We start from the raw sequence: 12,589 nt of genomic DNA, 5'->3' as shown, positions 1-12,589 counted from the left end.
CGGTAGCCGACCTTGCTGCCGGCATTCCGTTTCAACTCGCGCGAGACCGTCGACGGCTGGCGATCCAGAGCTGCAGCGATTTGCCGGATCGATTGCCCGGCTTCATGAAGCCGGGCAATCGAACACCGTTCCTCAAGCGATAACTGACGGTAGATGGACATGGCAGCACCTGTCTCAGGTGTTGCACTTCGTTTGTGAACTCAGNTGAAGCCGGGCAATCGAACACCGTTCCTCAAGCGATAACTGACGGTAGATGGACATGGCAGCACCTGTCTCAGGTGTTGCACTTCGTTTGTGAACTCAGACCCGGGTCAAGCCCGGGGTGACGATACTGAAACGGACGCCGGTTCCATGATTCTGCCTCCTCCCCGCTCCGCGGGGAGGGGGACCATGCGCAGCATGGTGGAGGGGGGTGTCCGCACACGAAACCGTCGCGTTGCGCCGCCATCCCCCTCCACCATCGCCTCCGGCGACGGTCCCCCTCCCCGTACCGGGGAGGATCCGGAAGCCCCGCAAGACTGATTGACACATCCCCGCCATTGTGGCGGATTGCCGTCGCGGGCCGGCGCGGACGCCCGTTCAGACGGGTGCCGTCCAAGTTCCGCTCCATCGGTCGCGTTCGCGGCCTGTAGGAGCGTTGCCATATGCAAATTACCCCGTCCCGCCCCCCGGCCATCGGCCTGATCGCGCTGTTCCTGAAATTCCTGCGGTTCGGCTGTCTCGCCTTTGGCGGGCCGGTCGCGCAGATCGCGATGTTGCGACAGGCGCTGGTCGAGGAGGAGGGCTGGATCGATCGCGGGCGGTTCAATCGCCTGCTCGCGGTGTTGCAGATCCTGCCCGGCCCCGAGGCGCACGAACTCTGCGTCCATTTCGGCGTGCTGGCGCGCGGCCGGGTCGGCGGGCTACTCGCGGGACTGGGCTTCATGCTGCCCGGCTTCTGCCTGATGCTGCTGGTCGGCTGGCTGTATGTCTCGGTGGTGCAGGGCAGCGTCGGCTTCGGCGGCATCCTGCTCGGCATTCAGGTCGCCATCCTTGCGGTGATCCTGCGCGCGGTGGTGCGGATCGGCCAGCATGTGATCGAGGACCGATTGCTGGCGGCGATCGCGGTGGCGGCGGCGATCGCGACGCTGATCGGCGTACCGTTCTGGATACCCTTGCTGGTCGGCGGCGGTGTCTATGCCGCGATGGCCCGGCCGGCAGTGGCGGTGGCGATCGGCGTGGCCGGCCTTGTCGCCGCGATCGGGGCGATGGGCATCGCCACCCCCGCCCCGGCCGGATCGATGGCGCAACCGCTGACCATCCTCGCGCTGTTCGTCGCCGGCCTGAAGGGCGGGCTGCTGACCTTTGGCGGGGCCTATACCGCCATCCCCTATGTCCGCGCCGATACCGTCGGGCGGGGCTGGATCGGCGATGCGGCGTTCCTCGACGGGGTCGCCTTCGCCAATGTCATCCCCGCGCCACTGGTGATCTTTGCGACCTTTGTCGGCTATGTCGCCGGCGGCCTCACCGGCGCGCTGGCGATCACGCTCGGCATGTTTCTGCCGGCCTTCGCCTTTTCGCTGCTGTTCTTCGAACGGCTGGAGCGAATTGTCGACGCGCCCTCGCTCCGCCACGCACTGACCGGCGTGGCGGCGGCGGTGGTCGGCATCATCGCGGCGACCTTCGTGCAACTGGCGATGGCGACCGGTGGGCGAGTAGATGCGGTCGCCATCGGCGGAATCCTGTTCGCGGTCGCGCTGGGGCTGGCGTGGCGGCTGAAGGGTGGCTGGGTGACGCCTGTGATCGTGGGCGTAGGGGCGGTGACGGGGTGGGCGTTGCTCTGACCGAACGGCGTCGTCGACAGGTCGTCTCGCCTAACTCCCCGACCCATGGTACAGTCAAACCGCTTCGTTCATCGGGGGGGTGACACATGGCAACATTGGCAACGGCATCGACGGCAAGAACGCCGGAACATCGCTTCTTCCTGTTTTCGGCGATCGCCATGGCGACGGTCGACATTGCCGGCTTTTCACTGAATTTTTTCGCGGGTCGCTCCAGCCTTTCGCTTCCGATCATCTATCATCTGCACGGCGCGGTCTTTCTCAGCTGGATCATCCTGTACGTCGCGCAGAACGTCCTGATCTATGGCGGCGCGGTACGTGGTCACCGGCAACTCGGCTGGCTCGCGCTGGCGTTGCTGCCGCTGATGACGGTGCTCGGTATCGGCATCACGATCCTGTCGGCACGGCATCATGGCGGGCCACCGATCCTCGATCTCAATTCCTTCCTGATCGGCAATCCGGTCGGCATCCTGTACTTCGTTTCGGTCAGCAGCGTCGCGATCGTCCTGCGGCGGCGGACCGACTGGCACCGTCGGCTGATGTTCTGCGGCATGGCGGCGATTACCGGTCCCGGCTTCGGACGATTGCTGCCCATGCCGTTCCTGATCCCGTGGGGATGGTGGGCCGCGGCACTGATCGCGCCGTCCATCTTTCCGGTGTTCGCGATGATCGCCGAGCGCCGCCGCACCGGGCGGATACATCCGGCATGGCGGTGGGGATGGGGCGCGTTCATCGCCTGCTTCCTGCTGGCGGAAGCCTTCGCCTTCAGCCCATGGGGCATCGCACTGACCCAGGCGGTGGTGGCGGGTACGCCCGGCGCGGCGCGGCCAATGGCGGCGTTCTTTCCGGGATAGCGAACGGCCCCGGAATCGCTTCCGGGGCCGTTCTTTTCTCTGGCCCGACATGGCCAAGCCACGTCGTCGGTCCTCGCTTGGGCAAGGTCGGCCGGGCGGACCCTGTGCGGCTCGGCGTAGCTGACGCTACGCCGTTGCCCGGTCCGCCTGCCCGGCCCGCTCGCTCAGGCTGCCGCCTTCGCGCGCGAGGCCTTCTTCCGCTCGTTCGGATCGAGGTGGCGCTTGCGCAGACGGATGTTCTTCGGCGTCACTTCGACCATCTCGTCGTCGTCGATGTACGCAATCGCCTGTTCCAGCGTCATCTTCTTCGGCGGGGTCAGGCGGATCGCATCGTCCTTGCCGCCCGATGCGCGGAAGTTGGTCAGCTGCTTCGCCTTCATCGGATTGACCTCGAGGTCATCCGTCTTGGCGTTCTCACCGATGATCATGCCTTCGTACAGCGCCTCACCGTGGCCGACGAACAGGATGCCGCGCTCTTCGAGCGGACCCAGTGCATAGCCCTGCGCTTCGCCGGCCCCGTTCGAGATCAGCACGCCGTTCTTGCGGCCGTCGATCTGGCCCTTGTGCGGGCCGTACTTCTCGAACAGCCGGTTCATGATGCCGGTACCGCGCGTGTCCGACAGGAACTCGCCGTGATAGCCGATCATGCCGCGCGACGGCGCCGAGAAGGTGATGCGGGTCTTGCCGCCGCCCGAGGGACGCATGTCGGTCATCTCGGCCTTGCGCAGGTTCATCTTCTCGACGACCGTGCCCGAATATTCCTCGTCCACGTCGATGATGACGGTTTCGTACGGCTCAGTCTTCTTGCCGTTCTCGTCCTCGCCGAACAGCACGCGCGGACGCGAGATGCCCAGTTCGAACCCTTCACGGCGCATCGTTTCGATCAGCACGCCCAGCTGCAATTCGCCGCGGCCCGCGACTTCATAGCTGTCGCGATCGGCGGCTTCGGTCACCTTCACGGCGACGTTCGATTCGGCTTCGCGGAACAGGCGGTCGCGGATCATCCGCGACGTGACCTTGCTGCCTTCGCGACCCGCCATCGGCGAATCGTTGACGGCGAAGCGCATCGACAGCGTCGGCGGATCGATCGGCTGCGCGTGCAGCGGCTCGGTGACCTGCGGGTCGCAGATCGTGTTCGACACGGTGGCGACGGTCAGGCCGGCCAGCGAGATGATGTCGCCCGCCTTGGCTTCGTCGACCGGCACGCGGTCGAGGCCGCGGAACGACATGATCTTCGATGCGCGACCCGTCTCGACGATGTTGCCGTCATTATCGAGCGCGTGGATCGGCTGGTTCAGCTTCACCGTGCCCGAATTGACGCGGCCGGTCAGGATACGGCCAAGGAAGTTGTCGCGGTCGAGCAGCGTGACGAGGAAGGTGAACGGAACGTCCTCCACTTCCACCTTCGGTGCCGGAACGTGCGAAACGATCGTCTCGAACATCGGGATCAGCGTGCCTTCGCGCGCGTCCATGTCGGTCGATGCATAGCCGTTGCGGCCCGACGCATAGAGCACCGGGAAATCGAGCTGTTCGTCATTCGCGTCCAGCGACACGAACAGGTCGAACACTTCGTCCAGCACTTCCTGAATGCGCGCGTCGCTGCGGTCGACCTTGTTGACGACGACGATCGGCTTGAGGCCCAGCGCCAGCGCCTTGCCGGTCACGAACTTCGTCTGCGGCATCGCGCCTTCCGACGAATCGACCAGCAGGACGACGCCGTCGACCATCGACAGGATGCGTTCGACTTCGCCGCCGAAATCGGCGTGGCCGGGGGTGTCGACGATGTTGATGCGGATCGATTCATCGCTGCCCGGCGGGGTCCAGTCGACCGAGGTCGGCTTGGCGAGAATGGTGATCCCGCGCTCCTTTTCGAGGTCGTTCGAATCCATGGCGCGTTCCTCGACGCGCTGGTTGTCGCGGAACGTGCCGGACTGACGGAACAACTGATCGACGAGCGTGGTTTTGCCGTGATCGACGTGGGCGATGATTGCCACGTTGCGAAGGCTCATACTATTTCCTGGATCGTGCGGGAGTGCAGTTGGGCGCGCGCTTAGCGTATTTCTCGCAATTCCGCAAAGGGGACGTTTTTGCGGTGCAGCGCAGCGGCGTGAAAAAGTGTGATTCACGCGGCGGCGCGGAGACGCGGAGGGATTGCGCCTGCGGCACCCGGTTCGCGTCCGGGAGACGCCGCGCTACCGGAAAGGCAAGCCAGACGCTGCTGGCGCGGGTGACGGACGCCACGACCGGAACCCCTCCGCGCCTCCGCGTGAACCAACCTTCCTTCTTCCTGATCGCGGGCGAAAAATGTTCGCGCAGAGGCGCGGAGGCGCAGAGAAGGTGCGTTCGACGCCGTCATAACGTCGCCCGACCGCACCCTACCCTTTGCGTCCTCTGCGCCTTTGCGCGAAAATCCGGTTCTACTTGCCCGGCGTGACCCGGACCATGACCACGCCATGCGCCGGAACGGTCGCTGCGAACCGGCCCGCCACCCTGCCGAGCGACTTGTGCGCCCACAGATCGCGAACCTCGGCCTTCACGGTCGCCGGATAGCCGATCTCGGGCCACGTCGCCGTGATCTGCGCCGGTGTCTCGCCCCGGTTGAACAGCACGACGGCGCGCGATCCGTCGGCCAGCGTGCGCGACCACACTTCCTGATCGCCGTCGTCGCGGACACGGCGGCCCTGCGCGCCCAGCGCATCCTGATCGACCGCGATGACGTCGTGGTTCAGCAGGATCGCCTTCGTCGCGTCGCTCATCGTCGCGATGTCGTTGCCGGCGATCAGCGGCGCGGCCATCATCGCCCACAGGCTGAAATGCGCGCGATATTCGGTGTCGCTCATCCCGCCATTGCCGACTTCGAGCATGTCGGGATCGTTCCAGTGGCCGGGGCCGGCATGGGCATAGAGCGGTTCGTTGATGTCGACGATGTCGGTCATGCCGATCGACCATTTCTCACGCCCCTTCCACCCGTCGCGGATGTCGGAGGACGTGCGCCACAGATTGCCGATCTTCTTGGCCCATTCCCACGGGCGATTGTTGCCCCATTCGCAGATCGCCAGCACAATCGGCCGCCCGCTGGCCTTCAGCGCGTCGGCCATCAACGCATAGGCTTCCTCGGCATTGCGGACCCCGGTCGAGCACCAGTCGTATTTCAGATAATCGACGCCCCAGCGGGAATAGGTCAGCGCGTCCTGATATTCATGGCCCTGGCTGCCGGGCTTCCCGCCGCACGTCTTGGCACCGGCGTCCGAATAGATGCCGAACTTCAGGCCCTTGCCATGGATATAGTCGGCCAGCGCCTTGATCCCGCTCGGGAACTTCTCGGCATTGGCAGTGATGAAGCCGTTGGCGTCGCGTTGTCCGTGCCAGCAGTCGTCGATCACGATATAGCTATAGCCCGCCGCCTTCATCCCGTTGCCGGCCATGGCGTCGGCCATGTCGCGCACGATCTTTTCGGTGATGTTGCAGCCGTATTTGTTCCAGCTGTTCCACCCCATTGGCGGGGTGAGCGCGAGGCCATTGGCCATCCGCGCCGGATCGAGCGACGGGCGCAGCGTGTTGGGATCGATGAACTGGTCCTGCGCGCGTGCCGTCTGCGTCATCAACGCGATCGACAGGGCGGCGGTCCGCAACAGGCCTTGAAAACGGTTTGTCATATCAATCCCCTCTGCCGTGCTGGCTATCGCGAATGACAGCGTGAGACAAGAGGTTGCGCCTGCGTGGTGTATTACCTAAATACCACAGTTGAATGATACCGCGTTCGCATGGCATCACCCGGCGGACGACGTGGAGGAACTATGGCGACGCAGACTGAAGAACCCGCGCTGGTGCTGACGCCGCCCGATCCGGTGCCGACGGTCCCTGCCGCCAAGGCCGCCGGACTGGTCCCGGTCGACGACGTCAACAAGACCGAATTGCAGACCCGCGTCGACGATTTCATCGACCAGCTGGTCGCGCAGGACGTGAACTCGCCCGAATTCGGCAAGCGCGTCGATGCGATCAGCAATCTGGGCGCGCGCGAGATTCGCGAGGCGGCGGGCCAGTCGAATCGCTTCCTCGACCGGCCGGTGCGGGCGATGGATCAGGAATCGGGCGTCGGGGCCGATCTGGCGCAGCTGCGCCGCACGATCGAGGATCTCGATCCCGGTCGGCAGGGCAATCTGCTCGAACCGAAAAAGCTGTTCGGCATGATTCCGTTCGGCAGCAAGGTCCGCGACTATTTCGACGGCTATAAATCGGCGCAGAGCCATATCGCCTCGATCCTCAAGCGCCTGCAATCGGGCAAGGACGAGCTGTTGATGGACAATGCCGCCATCGACACCGAACGCGCGAACCTGTGGACCGCGATGGGCCGGCTCGAACAGATGATCTATCTCTCGCGCGAGATGGACCGGAAGCTGGAGGACAAAGCCAACGAGCTCGATCACAGCGATCCGGCCAAGGCCAAGGCGATCCGCGAAACCGCGCTCTTCTATGTCCGGCAACGCAGCCAAGACCTGCTGACGCAGATGGCGGTGACGGTGCAGGGCTATCTGGCGCTCGATCTGGTCAAGAAGAACAATGTCGAGCTGGTGAAGGGCGTCGACCGCGCCAGCACCACCACCGTCGGCGCGCTGCGCACTGCGGTGACGGTCGCACAGGCGCTGACCAATCAGAAGCTGGTCCTCGAACAGATCACCGCGCTCAACACCACCACCGCCAACATCATCGATTCGACCGGCAAGCTGCTGCGCTCGCAAACCGCGACGATCCATGAACAGGCCGCGGCCTCGACGATCCCGGTCGAGGTGCTGCAACGCGCGTTCCAGAACGTCTATGACACCATGGACGCGATCGACACGTTCAAGCTGAAGGCGCTCGATTCGATGAAGACCACCATCAACACGCTCGGCAGCGAGGTCGAACGGTCGAAGGGCTATATCGCCCGCGCCGAGGGCGCGTCGCAGAACGCGTCGGGTCAGGGTGAGACGTTCAAGCTGGAGGCGATGTAGGCCCATGTCGCGCAGCGACGAGGTATTGGAACGCGCCAGCCTGACGCTCGAACGCGCGCGCGAACGCAACGGCGTCGTCGCCCCCCGCGCCCGGCGGCGGCGCGAGGCGGAGGTGCTGCGCCGCGTCGGCCGCATCGCGCTTGCCGATGGCGCGATCCTCCTCGCCGCGCTGGTGCTGGGCTGGTTCGTGCCGCTGGGCGTCGGCGGTGCGCTGCTGGTCGTGGCGCTGCTGATCGCCGCGACGGTACTGTTCGCGGCGCTGCCGGTCACGCGACCGGTCGTCGTCGAGCAACTGGTACAGGCCCCGATCAAGTCGCTGCCGGCGCAGACCGAACGCTGGCTCGCCACCCAGCGCCCGGCCCTGCCCGCGCCGGCGATCGGCATCGCCGACTCGATCGGGGTGAAGCTCGACACGCTGTCGGCGCAACTGGCCACGCTCGGCGACGACGAACCGGCGGCGTTCGAGGTCCGCAAGCTGGTCGGCGAACAGCTCCCCGAACTGATCCGCGGCTACCAGCGCGTCCCCGAACCCCTCCGCCGAGTGGAACGCAACGGCCGCACGCCCGACCAGCAACTGGTCGACGGCCTGCGCATCATCGACGGCGAGATCGCCGCGATGACCCAGCAACTGGCGCAGGGCGATCTGGACAGTCTGGCGACAAGGGAACGCTATCTGCAGATCAAGTATCAGGGGGAGGAGTAGGGTCGGGTGAAGCGTTATGACAGTAGCGCCTCGCCAATGAACCGGCCGTCCCACAGGTAGAACCGACCCGCAGCGGTGAACGCCGGTATCGCATCGTCCGGGGAAAGCAGCGAAAGGCCTATCCGCCGAGTCTCGCCTGGCGCTAACGGCCGCATGAGCAGCGGATAGACTTCGTAACCCACTAACGGCCGGAATTGCGAGGCCATGCAAAGGCATCGAAAACCGGGTAAGATCGGCTCCGACCGGCCACCTTCTTCAGGCGAATACAGGCGAACAGCGGCTACGATATCAGAGGTCGCGGTCTTTATAAAATCCGGAATTTTCATCAGCCCCTCGCTGCTTAATAAGAGCGCAACCCGATCACTTCGATAATATAAAAATTCCTCTTGGCGGATCGCCAATCCCATCTGGGAGATGGGGTGGACGACCCATCCTTTACCGTCACCCCGGACTTGATCCGGGGTCCCGCTTCTATTTCGACGGATAACGACCGCCACCCCCGATCGGGTTCGAGGTGACGCAGGGCCGCTCCGATCGCGCCCCATCGCCGTCCTTGGCATTCCTCCGATCAATGGGGCCGCTCGTTTCGGCTGTCCTACAAGCTGGTGTTGCCGCTATCCTGCGTCCGGCTCTTTCTTACTGTCGACGCAATCACTGTTCTGCAACGCAGACGAGCGACGCGCGCACGAAACGTGGCAAGTGTGACCTTTGTGACCTTTGCCGGAAAACCCAGTCTTTTCAGTCGCGCTCGACATCCCAGTCATGCCGCTGCACCATCACCGACGGCACCGCCCGCCCGCGGCCGTCCCGCGACGGGCGGAAGCGAAAGGCGCGCTCGATCTGACGACAGGTCGCGACGTCGATCGCACGATTGCCGCTCGACCGGCGGATGCGACAGTCGGTCGCTCGGCCGTTGGGCTCGACGACGTAATCGACAACGACCGTCCCCACGAAGCCGTCATCCGCCAGTTGAGGCGGCAACCGCGCACCCTGCAACGATCCGCCGATCTGCTCGGGCGGGGTGTCGCCCCCGCCGCCGCCATCGCCATCCCCCGCACCGCCACTGCCAAGGCCGTTGCCGACCCCGCCCGCACCGGTCCCCGGCCCGACCCGATCGGTCGCGCCCGACGACGCGTCGTTCCCCGGGCCGGCGACCGGCGCGGTCACGACCGGCGGCGGCACCGGCAGCGGGACGACCGGCGGCGTGGCGACGATCTCGGTCGCCTTCGACCGGATATTGGGCGGGGCCGCCCGTCCCTCCGGCCGCCCCTGCCGCACGACCTGCGGCACCGGCGGCGGGGGTGGCGGATCGGGCGGCGGCGGCAGGATGTCGAACGTCGCCAGCGCACTCTGCGCCGCCCGCGGCACATCGACGCCCAGCCCGACGATCAGCGCCCACCCAAGCAGGACATGCAGCGCGATGGTCACCCCCATCGCACCGATCCGCGTCCGTTCGGGAAGTGTCGCCTGCATCGCCATCGCCCTGGCACAACGCCGATGAATGGCGGCTGATCCGGGATCAGAGCATCAGCCACGGGTCGGACGTATAAGCTGCGACAAAATCGGAGAAGCTGTCCGCGACAATCTGGTCGCCGCCGGAAATCAACAGGACCTTGCCCCAGTCGTCGCCCGGTTCGCAGCAAATCGCCCAAGCGCAGCACCAGAAGGAATAATCGAGGAAGAAAAGCGTACGACGTCCCTGATCGCGAACTGCCCCTCCAACCGGATGCGGATACTCTTCCGGTATGTTGCGGATACGACCAAGCGGCCACCATGTACCGATCTCGCAGTCGATATCGTCACAAGAAGGAACTGCATTGGCGAGATAGGCGCGAAAGTCCGGCGGCAGGATGATATCGTAGCGACGTTCGAGCGCTTCGATCGCTTCGTCGGAAGCACCAGCGATCGGGATATCGCTCCGGGTCCGATCCCACCATGCCACCAATGTTCGCCATGCCCAGTCCGGATCGTCGGTTGCTTCCGGCGGGGCAACCGGCGGCGCTTCCCGCTTCCTGCGACCAGCCTTGAAGGCGGGTCGATCACGACGCTCCCGCCCGAACAGCCGCGCCAGCCACCCCATGCTACCGCTTCCCCAGCGCCACGATCGCCCGCTCGCGCAACCGCTCGACCGCCGCCGCATGGATGCCCGGGGCCGCCGCCATCACCCCGAAAAACTGCGGGCGCGGCTGGTTGAAGCGCAGCTTGCGCCCGATCGCGTCGGTGACCGTCGCCCCCGCCTCGCGTGCCAGCAGGATGCTCGCCGCCACGTCCCACTCGTTGCCCCAGCGGATGGTGGCGAGGAAGTCGGCCTCGCCCGCCGCGACCATCGCCATGCGCAGCGCGATCGAATTGGGCTTGGCGACCATCGCCAGGTCGCGGTCCGCCTTTGCCAGCGCGTCGACCGGGGTGCGGCTGCCGGCAAAGTCGCTGCGGGTGCTGACCGCCAGCCGCTTGCCATTCAGCCACGCCCCGCCGCCGATCCGCGCCGTCCAGCGCTGCCGCCGCACCGGCGCGTCGAGCACGCCCAGCACCGGCTGGCCATCCTCGACCAGCGCCACCGATACCGCCCAGCCGTCGCGCCGGCGGATATAGTCGCGCGTCCCATCGATCGGATCGACGATCCACACCCGCCGCTTGGCCAGCCGGATCGCGTCGTCGGTGGTCTCCTCCGACAGCCACCCCGCCTCGGGCAACAGCGCGCTCAGCCGGTCGCGCAACAGCCGGTCGACGGTCAGGTCGACCTCGCACACCGGATTGCCCGGCGCCTTTTCCCATGTCGCGAAGTCGCCATGCCAGCGCTCATGCGCCAGCGCCGCCGCTTCGGCGACGATCGCCGTTACCTGTTCGAGCAGCGCTGGGTCAGCCACCCGCCACCGTCATGCCATCGACCCGGAGCGTCGGCACGTTGACGCCCTGCCGATGCTCCAGATCGCCCGCCGCCGTCAGCGACGCCAGCATCGGGCGCAGATTGCCGGCGATGGTGATGCCCGACACCGGTCGCGTGATCTCGCCGCGTTCGATCAGGAAGCCCGACGCCCCCCGGCTGTAATCGCCGGTGACGCCGTTGACCCCCTGCCCGATCAATTCGGTGACCAGCACGCCATGGTCGATATCGGCGATCAGCGCCTCGCGCGTGCCGGTGCCGCCCGCCAGATGGACGTTGCCGGTCGTCACCCCCGGCGGTCCGCTTAACCCGCGCGAGGCATGGCCGGTCGGCTCCAGCCCCAGTTGCCGCGCTGATGCGCTGTCCAGCAGCCATGTCTCCAGCACGCCATGATCGACCAGCGCCATCGGCGACACCGGCAGTCCCTCGCCATCGAACGGCCGCGCGCGTAAGCCATGCGGGCGGTGCGGATCGTCGAGGATCGACAGGTTCGTCGGCAGGATCGCATGGCCCAGACAGTCGCGCAGGAAACTGGTGCCGCGCGCGATCGACGGGCCGGAAATTGCGCCAAGGATATGCCCGATCAGGCTGCCGCCGACGCGCGGGTCGAACACCACCGGCATTGCCCCGCCATCGACTTTTACCGGGTTCAGCCGCGCGACCACGCGTTCGCCCGCGCGCCGACCGACGCTCTCGGGGTCCTCCAGCATCGCGCGGTGCCGCGCCGAATGATGTGCATAGTCGCGCTGCATCGCTGCGCCTTCGCCGGCAAGGACGCTGGCCGAAATGCCGTGGCTGGTGACCGCATAGCCCTGCGCAAAGCCATGGCTGGTGGCAAAGGCGACGACCGCACGGTTATACCCGGCCGATCCGCCTTCCGAATTGCTGACGCCCGATACGGCCCGCGCCGCATCCTCGACCGCCAGCGCCGCATCCCGCAGCAATTGCGGGGGAACGTCGCCGCCATCGTCGAGGTCGAGCAGCGGTGCCGCGCCGTGCAGCAACCGTTCCGCCGAGGCGAGGCCCGCCCAGCGATCTTCGGGCGCGGCGCGGGCCATCGCCACGACCCGCTCGGCCAGCGCGTCCAGCCCCGCGTCGGACAGGTCGGACGTCGAGACGCTTGCCGATCGCTGGCCCACGAACACGCGCAGGCCCAGTTCGCTGCCTTCCGACCGGCCGACATCCTCCAGCTGTCCCAGCCGCACCGACACCGAAAGCGCGGTATCGGCGACGAGGATCGCATCGGCGGCATCCGCGCCATGACGCTTGGCAAGATCCATGGCGGCATGCGCCCGGTCGACGGCTTGGGACGGAGTCAGCATGGTCGGCAGATGGGA

At 66.2% G+C, this 12,589-nt stretch carries 12 protein-coding genes; 4 read left to right on the top strand and 8 right to left on the bottom strand.

All coding sequences use genetic code 11. The features are described 5' to 3' along the window. Nucleotides 1-161, bottom strand: a 161-nt coding sequence (locus ASE70_RS21140) for a helix-turn-helix domain-containing protein (RefSeq protein ID WP_156356320.1), incomplete at its 3' end; no start/stop codon positions are given. Between the two features lie 483 nt (nt 162-644). On the opposite strand from ASE70_RS21140, the gene chrA reads away from it, so the two are divergent. Together chrA and ASE70_RS16675 are read left to right on the top strand one after the other, a co-directional pair. After that, nucleotides 645-1,823, top strand: coding sequence for a chromate efflux transporter (chrA, locus tag ASE70_RS16680; protein ID WP_056507272.1), 1,179 nt, complete (start codon nt 645-647; stop codon nt 1,821-1,823). A gap of 86 nt (nt 1,824-1,909) precedes the next feature. Continuing rightward, on the top strand, nt 1,910-2,674 hold the full coding sequence (locus ASE70_RS16675; RefSeq protein ID WP_235520005.1) for a hypothetical protein: 765 nt from the start codon (nt 1,910-1,912) through the stop codon (nt 2,672-2,674). A 164-nt stretch (nt 2,675-2,838) separates the two neighbouring features. Here the strand turns inward: ASE70_RS16675 and typA are convergent, their stop codons facing one another. Both typA and ASE70_RS16665 read right to left on the bottom strand, forming a co-directional pair. Then, nucleotides 2,839-4,683, bottom strand: coding sequence for a translational GTPase TypA (typA, locus tag ASE70_RS16670; protein WP_056401605.1), 1,845 nt, complete (start codon nt 4,681-4,683; stop codon nt 2,839-2,841). Nucleotides 4,684-5,091: 408 nt separating this feature from the next. Then, nucleotides 5,092-6,330 (bottom strand): alpha-galactosidase, encoded by a 1,239-nt coding sequence (locus ASE70_RS16665; protein WP_235520004.1) that lies wholly within the window; start codon nt 6,328-6,330, stop codon nt 5,092-5,094. 141 nt (nt 6,331-6,471) lie between these two features. Between ASE70_RS16665 and ASE70_RS16660 the strand changes: the two genes are divergently transcribed. Then, on the top strand, nt 6,472-7,665 hold the full coding sequence (locus ASE70_RS16660) for a toxic anion resistance protein (RefSeq protein WP_056507266.1): 1,194 nt from the start codon (nt 6,472-6,474) through the stop codon (nt 7,663-7,665). Nucleotides 7,666-7,669: 4 nt separating this feature from the next. Next, nucleotides 7,670-8,368 carry a hypothetical protein gene (locus ASE70_RS16655; RefSeq protein ID WP_056507262.1) on the top strand — a complete coding sequence of 233 codons (699 nt, stop codon included), beginning with the start codon at nt 7,670-7,672 and terminating at the stop codon, nt 8,366-8,368. A 14-nt stretch (nt 8,369-8,382) separates the two neighbouring features. Here ASE70_RS16655 and ASE70_RS20815 read toward each other — a convergent pair whose 3' ends face one another. The 5 genes from ASE70_RS20815 to ASE70_RS16630 all read right to left on the bottom strand — a co-directional run bounded on the left by ASE70_RS20815 (nt 8,383) and on the right by ASE70_RS16630 (nt 12,574). After that, nucleotides 8,383-8,775 (bottom strand): hypothetical protein, encoded by a 393-nt coding sequence (locus tag ASE70_RS20815; protein WP_056507258.1) that lies wholly within the window; start codon nt 8,773-8,775, stop codon nt 8,383-8,385. Between the two features lie 331 nt (nt 8,776-9,106). After that, nucleotides 9,107-9,841, bottom strand: a complete 735-nt coding sequence (locus ASE70_RS16645) for a TonB family protein (protein ID WP_056507311.1) — start codon at nt 9,839-9,841, stop codon at nt 9,107-9,109. Between the two features lie 46 nt (nt 9,842-9,887). Continuing rightward, the gene (locus tag ASE70_RS16640; protein ID WP_056507255.1) at nt 9,888-10,448 is read right to left on the bottom strand and encodes an SMI1/KNR4 family protein; all 561 of its coding nucleotides are present in this window, start codon (nt 10,446-10,448) and stop codon (nt 9,888-9,890) included. 1 nt (nt 10,449) lies between these two features. Next, a complete protein-coding gene (locus tag ASE70_RS16635) occupies nt 10,450-11,235 on the bottom strand; it encodes a 3'(2'),5'-bisphosphate nucleotidase CysQ (protein ID WP_056507252.1) in 786 nt (261 codons plus the stop codon). Then, complete coding sequence (locus ASE70_RS16630; protein ID WP_056507249.1) at nt 11,228-12,574, bottom strand: TldD/PmbA family protein; 1,347 nt, start codon at nt 12,572-12,574, stop codon at nt 11,228-11,230. Before ASE70_RS16630 ends, ASE70_RS16635 begins: the two co-directional genes overlap by 8 nt. Between the last annotated feature and the right edge of the window lie 15 nt (nt 12,575-12,589).

The organism is Sphingomonas sp. Leaf22, assembly GCF_001421715.1.
Classification (GTDB): Bacteria; Pseudomonadota; Alphaproteobacteria; order Sphingomonadales; family Sphingomonadaceae; genus Sphingomonas.
This window is presented reverse-complemented; position numbering and strand designations above follow the sequence as displayed.